Origin of the sequence: Pseudomonas sp. HN11 (assembly GCF_021390155.1) — a bacterium.
In the GTDB taxonomy this organism is placed as follows: domain Bacteria; phylum Pseudomonadota; class Gammaproteobacteria; order Pseudomonadales; family Pseudomonadaceae; genus Aquipseudomonas.
Genome location: NZ_CP089985.1, coordinates 6,211,275 through 6,233,277, shown reverse-complemented (window position 1 = coordinate 6,233,277; position 22,003 = coordinate 6,211,275). Strand labels below are relative to the sequence as shown.

The 22,003-nt window shown below is 59.9% G+C and carries 26 protein-coding genes; 12 read left to right on the top strand and 14 right to left on the bottom strand.

Annotated features, from left to right (window positions below; translation table 11 throughout):
* Nucleotides 1-98 precede the first annotated feature (98 nt).
* The 4 genes from bufA2 to cfaB all read left to right on the top strand — a co-directional run bounded on the left by bufA2 (nucleotide 99) and on the right by cfaB (nucleotide 3,318).
* Nucleotides 99-353 (top strand): BufA2 family periplasmic bufferin-type metallophore, encoded by a 255-nt coding sequence (gene bufA2, locus LVW35_RS28710; RefSeq protein WP_233893043.1) that lies wholly within the window; start codon nucleotides 99-101, stop codon nucleotides 351-353.
* Nucleotides 354-418: 65 nt separating this feature from the next.
* The gene (bufB, locus tag LVW35_RS28705; RefSeq protein WP_233893042.1) at nucleotides 419-1,264 is read left to right on the top strand and encodes an MNIO family bufferin maturase; all 846 of its coding nucleotides are present in this window, start codon (nucleotides 419-421) and stop codon (nucleotides 1,262-1,264) included.
* Nucleotides 1,255-2,043 carry an HvfC/BufC N-terminal domain-containing protein gene (locus LVW35_RS28700; protein ID WP_233893041.1) on the top strand — a complete coding sequence of 263 codons (789 nt, stop codon included), beginning with the start codon at nucleotides 1,255-1,257 and terminating at the stop codon, nucleotides 2,041-2,043. Before bufB ends, LVW35_RS28700 begins: the two co-directional genes overlap by 10 nt.
* 87 nt (nucleotides 2,044-2,130) lie before the next feature.
* Nucleotides 2,131-3,318 carry a C17 cyclopropane fatty acid synthase CfaB gene (cfaB, locus tag LVW35_RS28695; RefSeq protein ID WP_233893040.1) on the top strand — a complete coding sequence of 396 codons (1,188 nt, stop codon included), beginning with the start codon at nucleotides 2,131-2,133 and terminating at the stop codon, nucleotides 3,316-3,318.
* Here the strand turns inward: cfaB and LVW35_RS28690 are convergent.
* Nucleotides 3,306-3,725, bottom strand: coding sequence for a hypothetical protein (locus tag LVW35_RS28690; protein WP_233893039.1), 420 nt, complete (start codon nucleotides 3,723-3,725; stop codon nucleotides 3,306-3,308). The genes cfaB and LVW35_RS28690 overlap by 13 nt on opposite strands.
* A 75-nt stretch (nucleotides 3,726-3,800) precedes the next feature.
* Nucleotides 3,801-5,240: a cardiolipin synthase gene (cls, locus tag LVW35_RS28685; protein WP_233893038.1), complete on the bottom strand. Its 1,440-nt coding sequence runs from the start codon at nucleotides 5,238-5,240 to the stop codon at nucleotides 3,801-3,803.
* Nucleotides 5,241-5,371: 131 nt separating this feature from the next.
* Between cls and LVW35_RS28680 the strand changes: the two genes are divergently transcribed.
* The gene (locus LVW35_RS28680) at nucleotides 5,372-5,893 is read left to right on the top strand and encodes a DUF3617 domain-containing protein (protein WP_233893037.1); all 522 of its coding nucleotides are present in this window, start codon (nucleotides 5,372-5,374) and stop codon (nucleotides 5,891-5,893) included.
* Here LVW35_RS28680 and LVW35_RS28675 read toward each other — a convergent pair.
* From LVW35_RS28675 to folE2, 7 genes are read right to left on the bottom strand one after another with little or no spacing between them, the layout of a single operon-like run.
* Complete coding sequence (locus LVW35_RS28675) at nucleotides 5,890-7,227, bottom strand: dihydroorotase (protein ID WP_233893036.1); 1,338 nt, start codon at nucleotides 7,225-7,227, stop codon at nucleotides 5,890-5,892. The two genes, LVW35_RS28680 and LVW35_RS28675, sit on opposite strands and share 4 nt — an antisense overlap.
* 3 nt (nucleotides 7,228-7,230) lie before the next feature.
* Nucleotides 7,231-7,791, bottom strand: a complete 561-nt coding sequence (locus LVW35_RS28670; RefSeq protein ID WP_177110928.1) for a gamma carbonic anhydrase family protein — start codon at nucleotides 7,789-7,791, stop codon at nucleotides 7,231-7,233.
* Nucleotides 7,788-8,201, bottom strand: a complete 414-nt coding sequence (gene hisI / locus LVW35_RS28665) for a phosphoribosyl-AMP cyclohydrolase (RefSeq protein ID WP_233893035.1) — start codon at nucleotides 8,199-8,201, stop codon at nucleotides 7,788-7,790. Before hisI ends, LVW35_RS28670 begins: the two co-directional genes overlap by 4 nt.
* A complete protein-coding gene (locus tag LVW35_RS28660; protein ID WP_233893034.1) occupies nucleotides 8,198-9,076 on the bottom strand; it encodes a metal ABC transporter substrate-binding protein in 879 nt (292 codons plus the stop codon). Before LVW35_RS28660 ends, hisI begins: the two co-directional genes overlap by 4 nt.
* An 11-nt stretch (nucleotides 9,077-9,087) precedes the next feature.
* Nucleotides 9,088-9,954 (bottom strand): metal ABC transporter permease, encoded by an 867-nt coding sequence (locus LVW35_RS28655; protein WP_233893032.1) that lies wholly within the window; start codon nucleotides 9,952-9,954, stop codon nucleotides 9,088-9,090.
* Nucleotides 9,954-10,622 carry a metal ABC transporter ATP-binding protein gene (locus LVW35_RS28650; protein ID WP_233893031.1) on the bottom strand — a complete coding sequence of 223 codons (669 nt, stop codon included), beginning with the start codon at nucleotides 10,620-10,622 and terminating at the stop codon, nucleotides 9,954-9,956. Before LVW35_RS28650 ends, LVW35_RS28655 begins: the two co-directional genes overlap by 1 nt.
* Nucleotides 10,619-11,509: a GTP cyclohydrolase FolE2 gene (gene folE2 / locus LVW35_RS28645; protein WP_233893030.1), complete on the bottom strand. Its 891-nt coding sequence runs from the start codon at nucleotides 11,507-11,509 to the stop codon at nucleotides 10,619-10,621. The genes LVW35_RS28650 and folE2 overlap by 4 nt, the downstream gene beginning before the upstream one ends.
* 128 nt (nucleotides 11,510-11,637) lie before the next feature.
* On the opposite strand from folE2, the gene LVW35_RS28640 reads away from it, so the two are divergent.
* Nucleotides 11,638-12,840 (top strand): N-acetylmuramoyl-L-alanine amidase, encoded by a 1,203-nt coding sequence (locus tag LVW35_RS28640; RefSeq protein WP_233893029.1) that lies wholly within the window; start codon nucleotides 11,638-11,640, stop codon nucleotides 12,838-12,840.
* Here the strand turns inward: LVW35_RS28640 and LVW35_RS28635 are convergent.
* Nucleotides 12,837-13,205 (bottom strand): glutamine synthetase, encoded by a 369-nt coding sequence (locus LVW35_RS28635; RefSeq protein WP_233896565.1) that lies wholly within the window; start codon nucleotides 13,203-13,205, stop codon nucleotides 12,837-12,839. The two genes, LVW35_RS28640 and LVW35_RS28635, sit on opposite strands and share 4 nt — an antisense overlap.
* A 127-nt stretch (nucleotides 13,206-13,332) precedes the next feature.
* On the opposite strand from LVW35_RS28635, the gene dksA reads away from it, so the two are divergent.
* From dksA to LVW35_RS28615, 4 genes are read left to right on the top strand one after another with little or no spacing between them, the layout of a single operon-like run.
* A complete protein-coding gene (gene dksA, locus LVW35_RS28630) occupies nucleotides 13,333-13,737 on the top strand; it encodes an RNA polymerase-binding protein DksA (RefSeq protein ID WP_233893028.1) in 405 nt (134 codons plus the stop codon).
* Between the two features lie 27 nt (nucleotides 13,738-13,764).
* Nucleotides 13,765-14,973 carry a zinc metallochaperone GTPase ZigA gene (zigA, locus tag LVW35_RS28625; protein WP_233893027.1) on the top strand — a complete coding sequence of 403 codons (1,209 nt, stop codon included), beginning with the start codon at nucleotides 13,765-13,767 and terminating at the stop codon, nucleotides 14,971-14,973.
* Nucleotides 14,973-15,617, top strand: a complete 645-nt coding sequence (locus LVW35_RS28620; RefSeq protein ID WP_233893026.1) for a DUF1826 domain-containing protein — start codon at nucleotides 14,973-14,975, stop codon at nucleotides 15,615-15,617. Before zigA ends, LVW35_RS28620 begins: the two co-directional genes overlap by 1 nt.
* Nucleotides 15,618-15,661: 44 nt before the next feature.
* The gene (locus LVW35_RS28615) at nucleotides 15,662-16,624 is read left to right on the top strand and encodes a CobW family GTP-binding protein (RefSeq protein WP_233893025.1); all 963 of its coding nucleotides are present in this window, start codon (nucleotides 15,662-15,664) and stop codon (nucleotides 16,622-16,624) included.
* Here LVW35_RS28615 and LVW35_RS28610 read toward each other — a convergent pair.
* Nucleotides 16,618-17,013 carry a DUF3301 domain-containing protein gene (locus tag LVW35_RS28610; protein ID WP_233893024.1) on the bottom strand — a complete coding sequence of 132 codons (396 nt, stop codon included), beginning with the start codon at nucleotides 17,011-17,013 and terminating at the stop codon, nucleotides 16,618-16,620. The genes LVW35_RS28615 and LVW35_RS28610 overlap by 7 nt on opposite strands.
* 117 nt (nucleotides 17,014-17,130) lie before the next feature.
* Between LVW35_RS28610 and pdxY the strand changes: the two genes are divergently transcribed.
* Nucleotides 17,131-18,003 carry a pyridoxal kinase PdxY gene (gene pdxY, locus LVW35_RS28605; RefSeq protein ID WP_233893023.1) on the top strand — a complete coding sequence of 291 codons (873 nt, stop codon included), beginning with the start codon at nucleotides 17,131-17,133 and terminating at the stop codon, nucleotides 18,001-18,003.
* Here pdxY and LVW35_RS28600 read toward each other — a convergent pair whose 3' ends face one another.
* Complete coding sequence (locus tag LVW35_RS28600; RefSeq protein ID WP_016978672.1) at nucleotides 18,004-18,486, bottom strand: acyl-CoA thioesterase; 483 nt, start codon at nucleotides 18,484-18,486, stop codon at nucleotides 18,004-18,006.
* A gap of 290 nt (nucleotides 18,487-18,776) precedes the next feature.
* Here LVW35_RS28600 and LVW35_RS28595 point away from each other — a divergent pair, with 290 nt between their 5' ends.
* Nucleotides 18,777-20,540, top strand: coding sequence for a cation:proton antiporter (locus LVW35_RS28595; protein ID WP_233893022.1), 1,764 nt, complete (start codon nucleotides 18,777-18,779; stop codon nucleotides 20,538-20,540).
* Nucleotides 20,541-20,555: 15 nt separating this feature from the next.
* Here the strand turns inward: LVW35_RS28595 and LVW35_RS28590 are convergent, their stop codons facing one another.
* Together LVW35_RS28590 and LVW35_RS28585 are read right to left on the bottom strand one after the other, a co-directional pair.
* On the bottom strand, nucleotides 20,556-20,963 hold the full coding sequence (locus LVW35_RS28590) for an SMI1/KNR4 family protein (protein ID WP_014720555.1): 408 nt from the start codon (nucleotides 20,961-20,963) through the stop codon (nucleotides 20,556-20,558).
* Nucleotides 20,964-21,098: 135 nt separating this feature from the next.
* Entirely contained in the window at nucleotides 21,099-21,968 is an 870-nt protein-coding gene (locus tag LVW35_RS28585; RefSeq protein ID WP_233893021.1) for a Tim44 domain-containing protein, read from the bottom strand.
* Nucleotides 21,969-22,003 lie beyond the last annotated feature (35 nt).

Sequence of the window (22,003 nt, the reverse complement as noted above, 5' to 3'; positions counted from 1 at the left end):
CAGGGCTGTAACGCGGCGCAGGGACCTCACTCTAGTGGTGTGTCGAGACTGGACAATCCGTTCAGACCGACACCCCTACGATCATGAGGAATACAACAATGAACATCAAATCCGCTGCTGCTGGTGCCGCTCTCGCAATGGCCGCCGCTACCATGTTTGCCGGTGTTGTCACTCAGGTTCAAGCCGCTGACACAGCGGTTCACTGCTACGGCATCAACGCTTGCAAAGGCCAGAACGACTGCAAAACCAAGGACCACGCCTGCAAAGGCCAAGGTTCTTGCAAAGGCCAAGGCTTCAAGGCGATGGCCAGTGCCGATGCGTGCACCAAGGCTGGCGGTACAGTCGGCGAGTAACCGACAAACGAGTGCACCCGCAGCGGTCGCCCCCACCGCTGCGGACACTTTCCCAGGAGTGTCTTATGCCTACCTCTGTTCCGAGCCTCGGTTACGGCCTGGGTTTACGCAGTGAGTACTATCAGCAGATCCTTGAACAATCGCCAGGCGTGGATTGGTTCGAAGTGATCTCCGAGAATTACTTGATCCAGGGCGGTAAAGCCTTGTATTACCTGGATGCGATAGCCGAGCGCTATCCCTTGGTGATGCACGGTGTATCCCTGTCCATCGGTGGGCCCCATGCCCTTGATACCGATTACCTGAAACAAATCAAACAGCTCGCCGAGCGTATCCAGCCGTCGTGGATTTCCGATCATCTGTGCTGGAGCCGTGGCAGCGCCCACCAGTTGCATGACCTGCTGCCACTGCCTTATACCGAAGAAAGCCTCTACCACGTGGCCGCCCGTGTCCGCCAAGTGCAAGACGTGCTGCAACGCCCGCTGGTGCTGGAAAACGTCTCCAGTTATGTGCGCTCGAAGGCGGACGAATTCACTGAGTGGGAATTCCTCAATGCCCTGACCCATCTGTCAGGCTGCCAGTTGTTGCTGGACGTCAACAATGTGTATGTCAGCTCGCGCAACCATGGCTTCGATGCCTGGACGTTTATCCGCAACCTGCCACCGGAAAGCATCCGCCAACTGCATCTGGCGGGGCATATGGATTACGGCGATTACGTGGTCGACACCCATGACCATCCCGTGTGCGATCCGGTGTGGGTGCTTTATCAACAAACGCTTGAGCATCTGGGGCCGGTGTCGACGCTACTGGAGCGGGACGACCATTTCCCACCTTTTGAAGAGTTGCTCACTGAACTGAGCAAGGCCCGCGAACTGGGCAGGACGGCCCTGGCCAGGAGGCCGTTATGCGCCTGATCGATTGGCAGTTGGCTTTCGAACAGCACTTGTTAGCCGACACGGCAGTGCCCAACAGTGTTTTTGCCGCCACTCTATTAGGCGGGCCGACGCTGGATGTGGACACGGGCCTGGCGATTTACCACAACGCCTATCTTTCACGGTTGCAGGAAGTCTTGCGGCATGACTTCAGCGCCACCCTTTATTGGCTGGGTGATGAAGAATTTGCCGCGTTGACCGAGGCCTACCTGCGGCGCTACCCCTCGGCTCATTACAGCCTGCGTTGGCTGGGCGAGCGTTTCCCGGCGTTTATCCTTGAGCATCTGGTGGCTGAGCAGGGTGCGCCATTGGCGGAGCTGGCGCGTTTGGAATGGTCGTTTACCCTGGCATTTGATGCACCGCGGGGCCAACCGCTGACGCTGAACGATATGGCATCGCTGCCGCCGCAGGCGTGGCCGGTGTTGCAGGTTTGCCTGGCGCCGACGGTGCAAGAGCTGCTGTGCCGATTCAACAGCGTAGCGATCTGGCGTGCCAGCAAGGATGAATCCGACTTCCCCGACAGCCATGCACTGGCCCCGGCGCAGACGTGCCTGGTGTGGCGCCATCAGAATGTCTGCCATTACCGTAGCCTTGAGTCGGCAGAGGCGTATGCGCTGGCAGGCATGGTGACGACCGGTTGGAGCTTTGCCGAACTGTGTGCGGCGTTGGCAGTCACTTATGCAGAGGGTGCGCCACTGCAGGCTGTCACATGGCTTAAACAGTGGGTCCAAGACGGTTTGCTCGAGCGCCGAGCCCCATAGAAGAACGCTATTAAATCGATAGCCTCCTACTTTGTCTTCGGATGGTCTAACCTCACCTCAGACGTCTGAAACAAGGGGGGACAACTCATGCTCGCGCAACTTCCACCGGCCTTACAGAATCTTCAGCTACCGCTGCGTCTGCGACTCTGGGACGGCCATGAATTCAACTTGGGCCCAGAGCCCAGTGTGACCATCGTGGTGAAGGACCCCACGGTCGTGACCAAGCTGACCCATCCAACGCTCGATTCACTGGGCGAAGCCTTCGTCGAGGGCAAACTGGAGCTGGAAGGCTCCATCTCCGAGGTCATCCGGGTATGTGATGAGTTGAGTCACGCTCTGATCGAAGACGACGAGGGGAGTCGTCCGGTGCGCTCGATCCACGACAAGGCCACCGACGCCGCGGCCATTTCCTATCATTACGACCTGTCCAACGAGTTCTACCAGCTGTGGCTGGACCAGGACATGGCGTACTCCTGCGGTTATTTCGAAACCGGCAGCGAATCCATCGACCAGGCTCAACAAGACAAATTTCGCCACCTGTGCCGCAAGTTGCGGTTGCAGCCGGGCGAATATTTGCTCGATGTAGGCTGTGGCTGGGGTGGACTGGCGCGGTTTGCCGCGCGGGAGTTCGGGGTCAAAGTATTTGGCATCACCCTGAGCAAAGAGCAGTTGGCATTGGCACGCGAACGGGTGAAAGCCGAAGGCCTGGAAGATCAGGTAGACCTGCAATTGCTCGACTACCGTGACCTGCCACAAGACGGCCGTTTCGACAAAGTGGTCAGCGTGGGCATGTTTGAACACGTCGGCCATGCCAACCTGGCGCAGTACTGCAAGACGCTGTTTGGCGCGGTGCGCGAAGGCGGCCTGGTGATGAACCACGGCATTACCGCCAAGCACACAGATGGCCGCCCTGTGGGGCGTGGCGCCGGGGATTTTATCGAGCGCTATGTGTTTCCCAATGGCGAACTGCCGCACTTGGCGATGATGACTGCTGAAATCAGTGAAGTCGGGCTGGAAGTGGTCGACGTCGAAAGCCTGCGCCTGCATTACGCGCGCACCCTGGACCATTGGAGCGAGCGCCTGGAAGACAATCTGGAAGCGGCAGCGAAGATGGTGCCGGAGCAAGCGTTACGTATCTGGCGGTTGTACCTGGCCGGTTGCGCGTATGCGTTTGCGCGGGGCTGGATAAATCTGCATCAAATTCTTGCAACCAAGCCCCATGCAGATGGCAGCCATGAACTGCCTTGGACCCGCAGTGATATCTACTTTGGTTGAGGGATGTTGTACCACCTCAGCGTGGTCGGATCGACCACGCTGTTAGGGAAGCGCTCAAACGTTCCATGCTGTTTCGCTGGATCCTGATCATCTTGGATGTACAGTTGCTGGGTAAATGTATTGCTGGTTTGTCTGAACGACAGGTCATGCCGGGCCAGGTTTTTACCCCAGTCATCGGATGGCAGTGAAATAAAGCTCATTCCCCAGGTCGGCTCGTTCATATCACCAATGATAACGAATACGCCCCAGTGGTGTTCGCCCGGTGAAAGGATCAGGTATATGCCGTTGTCGTAAAGATAAACAGCTGCACGCTCAAACGGTTTGTCGGGGTAAAGTACTTTATAATGCAGATGCAGGATGTAGGTTGGTTTGCCGATTTCCACCTGCAGGGTGGGTACTGTATTCATGATGGACCTCACTTGTCGGATGTGACGCTGTGAAGCTTAGTCCAGCATGCCAGTGCTTCTGCGCCGGCCGTCGAGCTAAAGAATCGGAGAAATAAGCCGCGCGACCCGCATGCCCAATTGTTGAAGGCGGCGGGTTTCGCGGCTTTCTTCTTGGCTGACTTCATGGGCCAGGGCGAAGTCGTCCAGCAGCATGTGTTCCACTTCCTTGGCGAAGGCCTCGTCGACCGTCAGCAGCATCACTTCGAAATTCAGCCGGAACGAACGGTTGTCCATGTTCGCACTGCCGATGGCGCTGATTTCGCTGTCCACCAGCACCACCTTCTGATGCAAAAAGCCCGGCGTATACCGGAACACCCGCACGCCAGCCCGCACCGCTTCGATAGCGTAAAGGCTGGAGGCGGCGTAGACAATGCGGTGATCCGGGCGTGACGGCAGCAGCAGGCGCACATCGACACCGCGCAAAACCGCCAGGCGCAGGGCGGCGAATACGGCCTCGTCGGGGACGAAATACGGGCTGGTGATCCATACGCGTTCGGTTGCTGCGTGAATGGCTTCGACAAAAAACAGCGAGCATGTTTCATACGGGTCGGCCGGGCCGCTGGCGAGCAACTGGCAGAGCACGCCGTCCTCGGGGTAGGCATCCGGCAGGATCAGCGGCGGCAACTCGCGCGCGGCCCAGAACCAGTCTTCGGCAAACGACTCCTGCAAGCACGCCACCACAGGGCCCACGACCTGGACATGAGTATCGCGCCACGGCGCCAGTGGTGGCTTCTTGCCTAGGTATTCATCCCCGACGTTATGCCCGCCCACAAAACCGGTGACGCCGTCCACCACCACAATCTTGCGGTGGTTGCGGAAGTTGACCTGGAAGCGATTGAGCCAGCCGCTGCGGGTAGCAAACGCCTTGATATGCACGCCGGCTTCACGTAACGACTGTACGTAGCGATGGGGCAGGGCGTGGCTGCCAATGCGGTCGTACAACACGTAGATGGCGACGCCTTGGGCGGCTTTTTCTTTCAGCAAGGCGTGCAGTTGCCGGCCGAGTTCGTCGTCATGAATGATGAAGAATTGCAAGAGTACGGCGGTCCTCGCGCTGCGAATGGCCTCGAAGATTGCGCTGAAGGTGGCCTCGCCGTTGACTAACAGGCGTACTTCATTGTTCGCCAGGCACGGCATGCGCCCCAGTTTGGGCATGGCGCGCAGAGAGGCGTACGCATTGGAACTACGCGCGGCGAGGGCTTCCTCGACCCACGGGCGCCAGTTCAATGCGGTGATCGCCTTGTGCATTTCCTGGTTGGCCTGGCGACGCGCCTGGATATAAGCATCGAACGTGCTGCGACCGAAGATCAGGTAGGGTATCAGGGTGAGGTAAGGCATGAACATCAGCGACAAGGCCCAGGCGATCGAGCCTTGGGCGGTCCTGACGGTCAGCACCGCGTGGATCGCGGCGAGGGTCCCCAGAAAATGCAGCGTGGCGATGAAATAGGCGAGCAGGTGCGGGCCAAAGAAATCCATGGACGACGTAACTCCAGGCAATCCAAGTGCCTAACAGACCATGTCTGGTCAGGAATGTCGCTATTTTATTTGCCGTGCAACCCTGGCACCTTTGCGGCGTCTAACGCCCAACATTACCCAGGAGTTACCCGATGAATGCTCGTCTGCTGTCTTTGGCCATGATGATTGGTTTGTCGCTGCCGGTGGCGGCGCAGGCGCAGATGCTGGCGCCGGGCTTGTGGGAACTGACCACTAGTAATATGAAAGTCGATAATCAGGACCTGCCGGACCTGTCGCTGATCCTCGGTCAGCTCAAGCAACAGATGACTCCGGAACAGCGCGCCATGCTGGAAAAACAAGGCATCACCATGGCCGGTAAAGGCGTACAGGTGTGCCTGACCCCGGCTCAGGTCGCCTCCGATTCGATCCCGCTGACCGACCCGCAGTCGGGCTGCAAGCAGGAAGTGACCGACAAGACCGGCAACCAGTGGAAGTTCCGCTTCAGTTGCCCGAAAGCCCAAGGCACTGGAGTCGCTACTTTCCAGAGCCAGAAAGAATTCACCACCACCGTCAACGGCACCTTCAATGCTACTGGTATTCAGCAAAAGGGCAGCCTGGACAGCCATGCCCAGTGGCTGGGCAACGATTGCGGAACGGTCAAACCTCGCGCTTAACGCAGAAAATGCAGAGGCAAGCCCTGGCAACTGTCCACCACTTGGCCGTTGTGCCAGGCCAAGTGGCCGGAAACCAGGGTGGTGCTGACGCTGTGGCGAAAGCTGCGCTCGGTGAAGGGCGTCCAGCCGCAGCGGGCCAGGATCGGCTGGCTGCTGACGTGTTTGCCTTCGGGCTCCGGTTTGATCAGCACCAGGTCGGCCCAATACCCTTCACGTAGATAACCGCGATCCGGGATGGCGAACAGGTCGGCCACCCGGTGGCTGGTTTTTGCCACTAGGGTGGTCAGCGGCAGCAGCCCGTCGGCCACCAACTCCAACAATGCCGGCAGCGCGTGCTGCACCAGAGGCAATCCCGACGGCGCCTCGCGATAACCCAATTGTTTTTGCGCCCATGTATGCGGCGCATGGTCACTGCCAATCACGTCCAGACGATCACTCAACAAGGCTTGGCGCAAGGCGTCACGGTCGGCACGGGTCTTGATTGCCGGGTTGCATTTGATCTGGTGCCCAAGACGGTGATAGTCGCGGTCATCGAACAGCAGGTGGTGCAGGCAGACTTCGGCGGTGATGCGTTTTTCGCACAAGGGTTTGTCTTCGAACAGCGCCAGTTCACGGGCGCTGGTGAGGTGCAGTACGTGCAGGCGGGTGCCATGGCGTTTGGCCAATTCCACTGCAAAGGATGACGAGCGATAGCACGCCTCGGCATCGCGGATCAGCGGATGGGCGACGGCGGGGATGTGCTCGCCGAAACGCTCGCGCAGCCGCAGCTCGTTGGCCTGGATGCTTGGCGTGTGTTCGCAATGGGCCAGCAAGATAGTGGGGACTTCGGCAAACAGGCGCTCCAGGATCCGTGGATCATCCACCAACATATTGCCGGTCGAGGCGCCCATGAAGACTTTGACCCCAGCCACCTCGCGCGGGTCGAGGGCGGCGACGGTGTCGAGGTTGTCGTTGCTCACGCCGAAATGAAATCCATAGTTGGCCACCGAGTGCAGGGCAGCGCGGCGCTTTTTGTCGGCCAGGGCGTCCAGGTCGAGGGTGGCCGGGCGGGTGTTGGGCATGTCCATGAAGCTGGTGATGCCGCCGGCCACTGCTGCGCGGGATTCGCTGTAGAAACTGCCTTTGTCCGGCGCGCCAGGTTCGCGAAAGTGCACTTGGTCATCGATCATACCGGGCAGCAGCCATTGGCCTTGGGCGTCGATGGCGACAGGCGCGTTATGGTCCTGGATACTGCTGGCGATCTTTTCGATACGACCATTGGCGACCAACACATCGGCGTCGAATGTCTGGCCTTCATTCACCAGGCGGGCGTTGCGGATCAACAGGCGGCTCATGGGTCAGAACTCGTTTTGCAAGGCTTTGTAGCCACGCACCAGGTCAACGTTGGTGCGTGCCACGTCTTCGGAAAACTCCGAGGCGCTCACGCTCACCGGCGGGAATTGCGAGAGGTCGGTGTTGGGCCCGATGCGGGTGGTGGAGGGCACGTAGAACGCGGCAGGCAAGTCGCGGCCGTCGACCACCGAGTTGTGGCGCACCACACAACCATCGCCCACGGCGCAGTTGAACAGCACGCTGTTGAAGCCGATGAACACGCGGTCGCCGACGGTGCAGGGGCCGTGGACGATGGAACGGTGTGCAATGGAGGTGAACTCGCCGATGGTCACCGCCGCCCCGGACTTGGAGTGGATGACCACGCCGTCCTGGATATTGGAGTTGGCGCCGATGATGATCGGGTCCATACCACCGCTGGCGTCGACTTCGTCGGCGCGGATCACGGCGTAGGGGCCGACGAAAACATTTTCGCCAATGACGACCTTCCCGCAGATGATGGCGGTCTTGTCGACGTAGGCCGATTCGGCAATCACGGGCAGATCGCCGGACGGGTTTTTGCGGATCATGCTAAGGGCTCCGTAATGATGTGAACGTAGTCGCCGTCGATGGCGTTGTAGAAGCAGGTAGGCCGCCCTGTGTGGCCGGCCGGTCCCTGTTGGTCGACGATCAGCAATACTGCGTCGCCGTCGCAATCCAGGCGTGCTTCCACCAACTGTTGCCAATGACCGGAGCGTTCGCCCTTGCGCCACAACCGCTGGCGCGAGCGCGACCAGTAGCAGACCTGCCCGGTGCCCAGGGTTTCCTGGAGGGCCTGGCGGTTCATCCAGGCCAGCATTAATACCTCGCCGCTGCCGTGTTGCTGGGCGATGGCGGCGATCAGGCCAGCGCTGTTCCACGGCAGGGCATCGAGCACGGGTTCGAGTGGAAAGCGGCTGCCGACGGCAGCCTCTTCCAGGTCAAGCATGCTCAGGGTCATGGCTTGATCAGGGCGGCGCACAAAGTATTGAGGTTGTATTCGAACAGCCCGGTAAAGGTGCTGGCTGGCCCTTCTGCGGCGAGGGCGTCGGAGTACAGCGTGCCGCCGATCCGCGCGCCGCTTTCGTCAGCAATCTGCTTGAGCAGGCGTGAATCCTTGATGTTTTCCATGAACACGGCTTTGACCTTGTCTTTGCGGATCTGGGTGATCAGCGCGGCCACTTCAGCAGCGGACGGCTCACGTTCTGTGGACAGGCCCTGGGGTGCGAGGAACTCGATACCGTAAGCCTGGCCCAGGTATCCGAAGGCGTCGTGGGAGGTGACGATGCGGCGGTTACCGGCTGGCAGGGCGCCGAACTTGGTTTTGGCTTCGGCCAGCAGGCGGTAGATTTCTTTCAGGTAGGTTTGGCTGTTGTGTTGATAGTCGCTTTTGTTGGCCGGGTCGGCAGCGATCAAGGCCTTGGTGATGTTGTTCACATAGATTTCGGCGTTGGCCAAGTTGTGCCAGGCGTGCGGGTCGGGAATGGTCTCGCCATCCTCATCCATGGTGTGGGAAATCACGCCTTTGCTGGCGGTGACCACGGTCGCCTTGGTTTCAGTGCTGGCCACCAGCCGGTCCAGCCACGGCTCGAAGCCCAGGCCGTTCTTGATGATCAGCTTGGCCTTGAGCAGCGCCTTCGCGTTGTCCGGCGTTGGCTCGTAGGTGTGGGCGTCGGCGTCGGGGCCGACCATGTTGCTGATCTGGATGTGATCACCACCGATCTGGTGGGTAATGTCATCGAGGATGCTGAAGCTGGTAACCACCTGGAGCTTGTCTGCGGCCTGGGCCGTCGACAACGACAGGACGAGACTGAACAGTACGAGTAGAGCGCGCATCGGGAAACACCTCATTGGGATGACAGCAAGGGCGGGCGGCGCAGCAAGCCGTGCACCGGACCGAAGACCACGGACAGCAGATACCCGGCACCCGCCATTAGCACGATGGCCGGGCCGCTGGGCAACGAGTAGTAGAACGACAGCAACAAACCCAACCACACCGACAGGCATCCCAGCACCGCCGATACCGCGATCAACACCGGTAGGCGCCGGCTCCAGAAACGTGAAGCAATGGCCGGTAACATCATCAGACCCACCACCATCAAGGCGCCGATGGCCTGGAAGCCGATCACCAGGTTCAGCACCACCAGGGTCAGGAACAACCCGTGTGCCAGCGGGCCGAGGCGGCTGACGGTCTGCAGAAACAACGGGTCGAGGGTGTCCAGCAGCAGCGGTTTGTAGATCGCGGCCATGGTGATCAGGCTGAAGCTGGAAACCCAAAGCATGCCCGTGAGGGTGGTTTCGTCGACGGCCAGGGCAGAGCCGAACAGCAGGTGCAGCAGGTCGAGGCGCTTGCCGGCGATGCCGAGGATCAATACGCCGGCGGCGAGGGAGATGGGGTAGATGGCAGCGAGGCTGGCGTCTTCGCGCAGGCCGGTGCGGCGGGTAATCCAGGCGGACAGGCCAGCCATACCCAGGCCCGCGCCGAGGCCGCCGATGGTCAAGGCGGGCAGGCTGAGGCCGGCAAACCAGAAGCCGAGTGCGGCACCAGGCAGAATGCCGTGGGCGACGGCATCTCCGATCAGACTCATGCGCCGCAGGATCAGGAATACCCCCAAGGGCGCGGTGCTGCAGGCGAGTACCAGCCCGCCAATCAAAGCGCGACGCATGAAAACGAAGTCGACGAAGGGCATCCACAGGTGGGCGGCAAAATGCATCAGGCCACCTGCATCTGTGACTGCGGGCGGATCAGCTCTTTGCTCGAGCCGAAGACGCAGCCGGTGCTTTTGATCTGCACCACTTGTTGGGTGTGCTGGCGTACTGAGGCGAGGTCATGGCAGACCACGATCAACGTGCGGCCTTGCTGGTGCCAGGCGTGAATATGTTTCCAGCACAGTACCTGGCCTTCTTCATCAAGAGCGGCGTGGGGTTCGTCGAGCAACAGCACGGGAGCTTCGGCCAGGCTCATGCGGGCGAGCAGGGCGCGTTGCAGTTCGCCACCAGATAAGGCCATTAGCGGACGGTGTTCCAGGCCATTCAGGCACCAGTCTTCCAGAACCGCTTCAAGACGCTGACTGCGTTGTTGCGGTGCGAGTTGGGTGCCCCAGAAACCGGCGGCGACCAGCTCTTGCAGGCTGATGGGAAACTGTCGATCCAAATGTTGCTGCTGGGGTAGGAATGACAGGCCGCCACGGCGTGGAACATCCACGCTGACTTTGCCCGACAGCGGCTTTTGCAGGCCGGCGATGACTTTGAGCAAGCTACTTTTGCCGGTGCCGTTGGCACCGATAATGCCGGTGAGGCTGCCTTTTTCCAGGGTAATGTCGATGGCGGGTGTCAGCGGTTGGCCGGGTGCGCCCCAGCGCAAAGCGGTGCAGGTGATCATGCAGGGTGTCTCGTCCAGCGGCTTTCAGCCACGGCGTCGTGCGCGTGCAAGCTTTCGGCGTGGATCACTTTCAGGTGGAAGGCTTTGACCGCATCCGAGCGTTTCAAGGCGAGGTTCAAGCGGCGGGCGGCGTCTTCGCAGAACATCAGGTTTTGCCCGTTAGCCAAAGCGAAGGCTTGTTCGTCCGCGCGTTTTACAGCGGTTTGTACGGCGGTGCCCAGGGCGGCTTCGACGGTGTCGATCAATTCCGTAAGCGGCAGTTGCTCGCCATTCAACTGGACATGCAACTGCGCACTGCTGCGCTGGCTATGAGGCGTGGCGACGATGCCATTGGCGCTGCCAAGCCAGGTCAACACGTCTTCATGCTGCAACGGTGTGTTGGCGAAGTCGCCGAGAAATTGTTGCTGAATCAACTGCCTGGCGAGGGCAGCGGAGCATGGGCACGTTGAGGAATAAATAACGTCAATTTTTAGTTCCACGTGGAACATCTGGTTTTCCAGGCGCGCTTCAATGCTCACCGGGTAGCCTTTCCAGCCGGCCAGCGGGCTGACCAGCGCCGGGCGTTTGAGCAGCAAATCGGTGTGGATGCGTAGGTAGGCGTTATTAGATAAACCTTCATGACTGTCGAGAAAACGCTGCAGTACAGTACGCAGAAGTGCGGGCGTAAGCGGTTGCTGGTCGAGCATCCCCAGCGCCAGGTACAGGCGAGACATATGAATGCCACGGGCGGCGCCATCGTCCAGGCTCACTCCGGCATCGGCGGTTGCAGCCAAGCGCTGGCCGTCGATAAGAATCGGTAGGGCGATACCGCACATGCCCACCCAGTCGAGTGGCAAGGCTTGGCGTGAAGCCTGCGCGGCGATATCCGGCAGAGTCAGCGCGTTCATGAGCAGGTCCATCGTTGGAAATAAAAAGACATGTTATATTATAACTATTGAGTCGACGATGATTTTTCTGCTCCAGCCTTTTTTCAGTCATGTCGAGTAGGGACGCTCCTTTATTTGCGGTATTTTTCATGCACAGACGTCAGCTCCTAAACTTGCTTCTGGCCAGCCCGCTGTTCACCTTGCCGTTTACCGCCCACGCCACGCAAATCAGCAACGCCCGCCTGTGGCGCTCGGACGACAAGCTGCGGCTGGTGTTCGATCTCAGCGGTCCGATCCAATACAAGACGTTTACCCTGAGCGCGCCGGAACGCTTGATCATCGACCTCAGCGGCGCCGGGCTCAGTGGTGATTTCTCTCAGTTGGCGCTGAAAAACAGCGGGATCACCTCGATCCGCTCCGGGCATTTCGGCAAAGGCGATACGCGCATCGTGCTGGACCTTGCCGCACCGATGCAGCTCAACAGCTTTCTATTGCCGCCCCAGGATGGCCAAGGCCATCGCCTGGTGTTGGACCTGACCAGCGCCACCCAGGCGCCTCGCCAGATTGCGGCCGAGCCCAAGGCGCTGGTGGATAAGGCGCACCCCAAGCGTGACATTATTGTGGTGGTCGACCCTGGCCACGGCGGCAAAGACCCAGGTGCGGTCGGCTCCAAGGGGCAGCGCGAAAAAGATGTGGTGCTGTCCATCGCCCAACTGCTGGCTAAACGTTTGAAGCGCGAGAAGGGCTTCGATGTGAAGTTGGTGCGCAACGACGACTTCTTCGTACCGTTGCGCAAACGCGTGGAAATCGCCCACAAGCACAATGCCGATATGTTTATCTCGGTGCATGCGGACGCGGCGCCACGGATCACCGCGTCGGGCGCTTCGGTATATGCCTTATCGGAAGGCGGCGCCACATCAGCTACGGCGCGGTTCATGGCGCAACGGGAAAACGGCGCCGACCTGCTCGGCGCCACCAGCCTGCTCAACCTGAAGGACAAGGACCCGATGCTCGCCGGGGTGATCCTGGATATGTCGATGAACGCCACCATCGCTTCCAGCCTGCAACTGGGCAACTCGATCCTGGGTAGCCTGGAAGGCATCACCAGCCTGCATCAGAAGCGTGTGGAGCAGGCGGGTTTCGCGGTGCTCAAGTCACCGGACGTGCCGTCGATCCTGGTGGAAACCGGGTTTATTTCCAACGCGCGGGACAGTGCACGGCTGGTCACCGCGCGTCATCAACAGGCGGTTGCCGATGGCCTGTTCGAAGGCCTGAAGAAGTACTTCCAGAAGAACCCACCCATGAACAGCTACATGGCGTGGGTGCAGGAACAGAAGAACGGTCAGGTCTAACAGCCGGTCATACGGCTGCAGGTGAACTTGGCGCTGGCGCCACCCGAACTGGAAAACCGGTTGAGGGTGGTCCAGCCCACGCGTCGCGTGTAGCCGACCCACGCCTCACCATCGGACGCCAACCCGGTAAAGAACGTCAGTTGCCCGTAGCGGCTGTTGGTCTGTGCCCAATAGCGTTTGCCGATCACTTCGTAACCGCGCAAATACGTGGTAGTGCCTACCGTCGCCACACTGTAGGCGTTGCCTAATGGGTCGACACAAGCGAGCAGGTTGGCGCTGCGCGTGCAGTTGGCCAGCAGGCTGGGTACCTGCGCGCAGGCCGGTCCAGCGGCAACCAATAACAAGGCGCACACCAAGTGTTTCATCGGGTTTCTCAAGGTCGGGAAGTATCCAAGCATTGCGCCCTTCGTCGTAGCGTTCAAGAGGGGATTGGCTTATTTGCATTGTTATACTATAACATTAAAACACAGCCTGACCCGTGAACCGCTCCCTATGACCAGACAAGACCTCTTGGCCCAGCCTCCCCTCGACTACATGAATGAAGCCCAACAAGGCTTCTTCCGCGAGTTGCTGCTGACTCAGCGTAATGAGCTGCAAGCACGCATTGATGCTGAGTTTCTGATGCTGCGTGAACAGGAAACCAACAGCGACCCAGCCGATGTCGGCAGCGCCGAAGAACAGCGCCAATGGCAACTGCGCCTGCTGGAACGCGAAAAGAAGCTGCTGGACAAGATCGACGACGCCCTCGAGCTGCTGGCCCGCGGTGAATACGGCTGGTGCCGCGAAACCGGCGAGGCCATCGGCCTACAGCGCTTATTGCTACGTCCTACCGCCACCCTGTGTATCGAAGCCAAAGAACGTGAAGAGCTGCGCGAACGCCATAAACGGGCGATTTGACCGGCCAACCCTGATGAGGAATACCTGATGCCCAATCGTCTCCCCGTGACTGTGTTGTCCGGCTTTCTCGGCGCCGGTAAAAGCACGCTGCTCAATTACGTCCTGCGCAACCGCGAAAACCTGCGGGTAGCAGTAATCGTCAACGACATGAGCGAAATCAACATCGACGGTAGCGAAGTCCAGCGCGACGTCACCCTCAACCGCGCCGAAGAAAAACTGGTGGAAATGAGCAACGGCTGCATCTGCTGCACCTTGCGGGAAGACCTGCTCGAAGAGGTCGGAAAACTCGCCAAGGAAGGTCGTTTCGATTACCTGCTGATCGAGTCCACCGGTATCTCCGAACCCTTGCCTGTGGCCGAGACCTTCACCTTTCGCGATGAAAACGAGCAAAGCCTGGCCGACATCGCGCGCCTGGACACCATGGTCACCGTGGTCGATGGCATGAACTTCCTGCTTGATTACCAAGCTGCTGAAAGCCTGGCGTCGCGCGGTGAAACCCTCGGTGAAGAGGACGAGCGTTCCATCACCGACCTGCTGATTGAGCAGATCGAATTCGCCGATGTGATCCTCATCAGCAAGATCGACCTGATCAGCAGCCGCGAACGCGAAGAGTTGATGGCGATCCTTGAGCGCCTCAACGCTCAGGCGGAAATCATCCCGATGGTCATGGGCGAAGTGCCGTTGTACAAGATCCTCAACACCGGCCGTTTCGACTTCGAGCGCGCCGCCCAAGCGCCAGGCTGGTTGCAGGAACTGCGCGGCGAGCACGCGCCGGAAACCGAAGAATACGGCATTGCTTCCACGGCCTACCGGGCGCGCCGTCCCTTTCATCCACAGCGTTTTTTCGACTTTATCGACCGGCCCTGGGTGAACGGCAAATTGCTGCGTTCCAAGGGTTTTTTCTGGCTGGCCAGCAAGCATCAGGATGCGGGCAGTTGGTCCCAGGCCGGCGGTTTGATGCGCCATGGGTTCGCCGGTCGCTGGTGGCGCTTTGTGCCGAAAAGCCAGTGGCCTCAGGACGAAGAAAGTGTCGCGGCGATCATGGGCAACTGGCAACTGAGCACCGGTGACTGCCGCCAGGAACTGGTGTTTATCGGGCAGAACATCGACTTCATCCAAATGCGCACCGAGCTGGACGCCTGCTTGCTCACCGATGAAGAAATGGCCCTGGGCGTCGAAGGCTGGCGCCTGCTGGTCGATCCTTTCGGCCCTTGGTATGAGGAGGCAGCCGCCTGATGCTGGCCCCGGTGATTCCCCTGCGCCCCGTGATCCGCCAGACCCGCGGTGACACCCCTTTGGCGCTGTCCGACATCTTGGAAGATGGCGTTAACCTGGCCGTGTGGGAGCGGCAGTTGCCACTGCACATTGCTGAGTTCGGCGCCTTGCTGGTGGCACTGAACGAGCCGTTGGCTGATTCCATGGTCATCGAACTCAGCAACGAAGACGCCGTGCCCAACCTGCAGGGTTTGGCGTCCAGTTGCCGTGATCTTGAAGGCTATGAAGGCTTTATCGCCGATGTGTCGTGGCTGGTCAGCGCGTTCGCTTGCTTGCTGGGTGCCAAGCGCATTGGTGTGCGCCTCCGTCTGTTGGACAAGGCCATGTGTCCACGTTTTCACGTTGACCATGTGCCGGTGCGGTTGATCACCACCTATGCGGGGATCGGCAGCCAATGGTTGCGCGAAGGCGTGATGGACCGCCGCAAGCTTAGCCAACCGGATGCCGAGCCCAGCGAGCGTATCGAACAGATTCACTGCGGCGAAGTCGCCCTGCTGAAGGGCACCAAATGGCATGGCAATGAAGGTCATGGACTGATTCACCGTTCGCCTGCACTCGAGGCCGACGAGCGCCGATTGATCCTGACACTGGATTGGCTCGCATAACCGCGTAGGATCAAACGCTCTACACGGTCTGAACGATGCCCCTCATGCTGCAGAACATTCCTACCCATGTGATTGCCGGGCCCTTGGGGGCCGGCAAGACCAGCCTCATCAAACACCTGCTTGCCCAACGCCCGGCCAACGAGCGCTGGGCCGTACTGATCAACGAATTCGGGCAGATCGGCCTCGACGCAGCCTTGCTCACCCAGGATGACGAAGGCATTGCCCTGGGCGAAGTCGCCGGAGGCTGTCTGTGTTGTGTGAATGGTGCGCCGTTTCAGGTAGGACTGAGTCGTCTATTGCGTAAGGCCAGGCCTGACCGGCTGTTTATCGAACCATCGGGCCTTGGCCATCCGGCGCAGTTGCTCAAGCAGTTGCGGGAGGCGCCGTGGCAGGGCGTGCTGGCGGTCCAGCCCTGTGTGCTGGTGCTGGATGCCCAGGCGTTGGCAATGGGAAAACCCTTGCCAACAGCGCAACAGGAGGCGTTGACGAGTGCCGGGCTGTTGGTACTGAACAAGGATGAAACGCTGGACGCCGCACAGCGTCAGGCGATCGAACAGCGGCTACCGGACTCGCCGTTTTACTGGACGCGCCAGGCGCAATTACCGCTGGAGCAGCTACCCGGTTTGAATGCGCAGGCGCAGCGGGCTGTGGATAACTTCGAAGTGCCAGAAGGCCCAGGGCTGATGCCGGCACTCTGGAGCGATCCCACTCAACCCATTTGCCTGAGTCAGGCCCAGGAGGGCGGTTGGAGTATCGGCTGGCGCTGGCACTCGAGCCAGCAATTCGACGGGCAACGCCTGCATCAATGGATCGCAAGCCTTGAGTGGCTCCGCGCCAAACTGGTTATCCACAGCGCCGAAGGCTGGGTATCCACCAATGCTGTGGATAACGGCGAGCTCACGTGGCAGCCCAGCGAATGGCGTCGCGACTCGCGCATTGAATTGATTTTCAGCGAACCACAGGACGTGGCCGCCTTGCAGGCCGCATTGGCAGCCTGCCGTTACTGACGGTTCTTGGTCGCGTGGTCCTGGCGCCACTGACTCAGTTCGATCACCTCGGCGCTGGGCAACGGCTCCTTGATCTCGAACGGGTAGGGCGCCAGTTCGATCTGCGCGCTGTGAGCGCCGAACTGAGTGATCACGCCGGCGTGGCGGGTTTCGCCAGTCACCGTGAATTCAAAGTTGTAGATACGTGCCAGGCGTCGCCGACCATTGGCGTCCTTCACAAACCCGATACGCTTGAGCGCCACCGCGCCGTCGAGCAGCTCAATGTCAAGCTTTGCGCAATGCTGCCTGACCCGCTCCAGCGCCCGCTCGCGCAGGCCGTGGTTGTGCCACACCCAGGCTGCACCGGTCGCCAGCAGCATCAACACGAAGATATTTCCCAGGGTCAGCATGCGAAAGACTCCAACAAAGTGAGAGCAGCTTAACTGTGTCGCCGGTCTGTCGTACAGGCTGCGTTTAGTCGCATACTGCGCGGCCAGAATTTCAACGGCTTTACGGAAATCTCCCGCATGAAACGCACACCTCATCTGCTTGCGATCCAGTCTCATGTGGTCTTTGGCCACGCCGGAAACAGCGCCGCCGTGTTCCCCATGCAACGGGTCGGGGTGAACGTCTGGCCGCTGAACACGGTACAGTTCTCCAACCACACTCAGTATGGCCAGTGGGCAGGCGAAGTGTTGGCGCCGCAGCAGATTCCAGCGCTGGTGGAAGGCATCGCCGCCATTGGTGAATTGGGCAATTGCGACGCTATTCTGTCCGGCTATCTGGGCAGTGCGGATCAGGGACGGGCGATCCTGACCGGGGTGGCGCGCATCAAGGCCATCAACCCCAAGGCCCTGTATCTGTGCGATCCCGTAATGGGTCACCCGGAGAAAGGTTGCATCGTGCCGCAGGAAGTCAGCGATTTCCTGCTGGACGAAGCCGCGGCCATGGCCGACTTCTTGTGTCCCAACCAGCTGGAACTGGACAGCTTTGCCGGGCGCAAGCCGCAGTCACTGTTCGATTGCCTGGCCATGGCCAAGGCGCTGCTGGAACGCGGGCCTAAAGCCGTATTGGTTAAGCACCTGGATTACCCCGGCAAGCTACCGGACGGTTTCGAGATGCTACTGGTGACCTCTGAAGGCAGCTGGCACTTGCGCCGACCACTGCTGGCGTTTCCGCGTCAGCCCGTGGGCGTGGGCGACCTGACCTCGGGGCTGTTCCTGGCGCGGGTACTGTTGGGCGACAGCCTGTTAGCGGCGTTCGAGTTCACCGCTGCAGCGGTGCATGAAGTGCTGCTGGAAACCCAGGCTTGCGCCAGTTATGAACTGGAGCTGGTGCGTGCTCAGGACCGTATCGCCCATCCCCGCGTGCGGTTCGAGGCGACGCCGATCAGCCTGTGATTACGCGTCTGCCTTGATTTCCTGGTAGCGTTTTTCCAGCTCCTGGCGGATCTGCCGGCGCTGCTGTGCCTGAACGAACCGGCGCTTATCTTCGCTGTTCTGCGGCTGCAGCGGCGGCACGGCGGCCGGTTTGCGCTGGTCGTCCACGGCCACCATGGTGAAGAAGCAGCTGTTGGTGTGGCGCACCGAGCGTTCGCGGATGTTCTCGGTCACCACCTTGATGCCCACCTCCATTGAGGTGTTGCCGGTGTAGTTGACCGACGCGAGGAAGGTCACCAGCTCGCCGACATGGATCGGCTCGCGAAAAATCACCTGATCCACCGACAACGTGACGACATAGCGACCTGCATAACGGCTCGCGCAGGCGTAGGCCACTTCGTCGAGGTACTTGAGCAGGGTGCCGCCGTGGACATTGCCTGAGAAGTTGGCCATATCAGGGGTCATCAATACCGTCATCGACAGCTGGGCATTTCCGGGTTCCATAGCACACTCACGGGTTGTAGGCATTGGTTGGGGGGCACCTCTGCGGGTGCTGGAATCTTTGCTGCGCCTTCTTTAACGGGACGCCGGTGGTCGGCTTGCCGTCACGCGCGTACCGATCTGTTTCCATATATTGCACCGGCTTTCTGCTGGAAGTCGCGGTGTTAACCTTCAAAAGCCCATCTCAGGGCATTTCTTACGATCAATGTCGACTTTTCCTTGCGCTTTGCGACAGTTCAAAAGCGCGGGCGGAAGTGGGAAAAGCGCCAGCACCCCTCAAGGAGCCCCTCGCCATGCACGCCATCAGCTTTATCCAGGATTTGGCCGTGATCATGTTGGTGGCCGGGGTTGTCACCATCCTGTTTCACCGCCTCAAGCAGCCGGTAGTGCTGGGCTATATCGTCGCCGGGTTCATCATCGGCCCTCACACCCCGCCGTTCGGCCTGATCCATGATGAGGACACCATCAAGACCCTCGCTGAGCTGGGGGTGATCTTCCTGATGTTCTGCCTGGGCCTGGAGTTCAGCCTGCGCAAGCTGTTCAAGGTCGGCGCCACGGCGTTTATCGCAGCCTTCCTGGAGATCATTCTGATGATCTGGATCGGCTATGAGATCGGCCGCTGGTTTGATTGGAACACCATGGACTCGCTGTTCCTCGGCGCAATCCTGGCGATTTCCTCCACCACCATCATCGTCAAGGCGCTCAATGACCTGAAGATGAAAAACCAGCGCTTCGCCCAGCTGATTTTCGGTGTGCTGATCGTCGAGGACATCCTTGGCATCGGCATCATCGCCTTGTTGTCGAGCATTGCCGTCAGTGGCACGGTCAGCTCCGGCGAGGTGTTTTCCACGGTCGGCAAGCTTTCGCTGTTCATGATCGTAGCGCTGGTTATCGGTATTTTGCTGGTGCCGCGCTTGCTGGCCTACGTGGCCAAGTTCGAAAGCAACGAGATGTTGCTGATCACCGTACTGGGCCTGTGTTTCGGTTTCTGCCTGCTGGTGGTCAAGCTGGAATACAGCATGGTGCTGGGCGCGTTCCTGATCGGCGCGATCATGGCCGAATCCCGTCAGTTGATTAAGATCGAGCGCCTGATCGAGCCGGTTCGCGACATGTTCAGCGCCATCTTCTTTGTTGCTATTGGCTTGATGATCGACCCGCAGATCCTGCTGCAATATGCCTGGCCAATTGCGGTGATTACCGTGGCTGTGGTGTTGGGCAAGATGTTGTCCTGCGGCCTAGGGGCATTTATTGCCGGCAATGACGGTCGTACCTCACTGCGTGTGGGCATGGGTCTGTCACAGATTGGTGAGTTTTCCTTCATCATCGCGGCCCTGGGGATGACGCTGCAGGTAACTAGTGATTTCCTTTATCCCGTCGCCGTGGCGGTTTCAGCGATTACCACGCTGCTCACGCCGTACCTGATTCGTGGCGCAGACCCATTGTCCTTGAAGATTGCAGCGATCATGCCTCAACGTATGAGCCGAGTGTTCGGCATGTACGGCGAATGGTTGCGCAGTATCCAACCTCAAGGCGCGAGTGCGATGCTGGCGTCGATGATCCGCAAGATCATCCTGCAAGTAGGGGTGAACCTGGCGCTGGTGGTGGCAATCTTCTTTGCCGGCAGCTTTTTCGCAGCGCGCATTGGCGGGTATCTGGAGGGCTGGATCAGTGATCCAAGTTGGCAGAAGGCATTGATCTGGGGTGGGGCGTTGCTGTTGTCGCTGCCGTTTTTGATCGCGGCGTATCGCAAGCTCAAGGCGCTCTCGATGCTGCTGGCGGAAATGAGCGTGAAGCCGGAAATGGCCGGGCGGCATACCCAGCGCGTACGAAGAGTCATCGCGGAGTTGATCCCGATCCTTTCGCTGCTGGTAATCTTCCTGTTATTGGCAGCCTTGTCGGCCAGCATTCTGCCGACCAACAAGTTACTGGTACTGATCGCCGTGGTCACGGCGGCGGTAGCGGCTGTGCTCTGGCGGTGGTTCATCCGCGTGCATACGCGGATGCAGGTCGCCTTGCTGGAGACGCTGGATAACCACAAGGACACGCCGGAGCACTAAGCGCCTGGTGTGGACTCAGCTTTCCAGCCAGACATCCCGCGCCCAGTGCCACACCGATTCCCAGGTTTCCTCGGTGACGAGTTCTTCTTCTGCGGACCACAGCACCACAGTGCCGTCTTCCTCAACGCAGTAGTAGTCGTCGCCGTCCTGGCAGATCGGGATCAGGCTACGATCAACACCGGCGTCCCAGGCGTTGGCGGCAACGTCCGGCAGGTAGGTGTGAGATTGCGGGTCGGTGACGGTCACCGGCTCCAGGCTGCCGTACACCACGTCGCTGACGGTCAGCAGGAATTCACGGAAGACAAACGGGATGTCGATGAACAGTTGTTCCTCGATTTCCACCAACAGGTCTTCGTCAGGCAGCTCCAGCGGAACCGGGACCGGTTCGTTGGCTTCACGCAATTGTTCGATGATTTCTTCCACGGCCGGGATCCTCTTGCTAAATGGCGCGGTTTATAGGGGCGTTTTATACAGTAGCTCGCTATAAGTGCAACCGTGAAATAGAAAACCCCGGACAGGTCCGGGGTTTTTTGTATCTGCGTGCTAAGCGTGCAGGGATCAGCCGTTCTGGCGGATACCGGCGACCAGCCAAGGCTGGTTGTCGCCCTGAGCACGTTCCATGTTCCAGCTTTCGCTGAATACTTCGCCCTGGTCGAAACGCGAGGTCTTCGACACACCGCTGAAGGTCAGGGTGGCGATGGTCTTGTCGGCGCGATCATCCACACCTTCCAGCTGGACGCGCAGGTCGTCGATATAGGTCGACTGGAAGCCGTCGCCCAGGTCGGCGCGTTCGCGCTTGAGGAACTCCAGCAGTTGCGGGGTCACGAACTCGGAGATCTTATCCATTTCGTTGGCGTCCCAGTGTTGCTGCAGGGACTGGAAGTGGCTGCGGGCCGCTTCCACGAAACGTTCTTCGTTGAACCAGGCTGGCGCGTTGATCACTGGACGGGCAGCAGCAGGTGCTGCCGAACCGCCAAAGATCGAGCCCATGGCTGGCTTTTGCTCGAACACTTCACGCTGCATCGGCGCGCCGGCTGGAGCCAGGTGCTCCTGCTGCTTGCGGCGACGGGCGGCGATAAAGCGGAAGATCACAAAGGCAATGACCGCCAGGATCAGCATGTCGAAGATCTGCATGCCCTGGAAGCCGCCGCCCATGAACATGGAAGCGAGCAGGCCACCAGCGGCGATACCGGCCAGAGGGCCCAACCAGCGCGAAGCACCGCCGGCCTTGGCTGCGGCACCGGCAGCACCGGCTGCGCCTGCGGTAGCCGCAGCACCGCCGGCACCGGCGGATGGTGCCATTTGGCTGGTCTGGTGAGTCGGTGCTGCCCCCGAACTTTTGCCGCCACCGAAGCGCTTGGCGTTGGCGTCGATGCTCATCGTCAGGCCGATGCACAACGCCATGGCGATGCTAAGAAAACGTTTCATAAAGGGAATTCCCATTTGTGGATTGCACGCGCGCC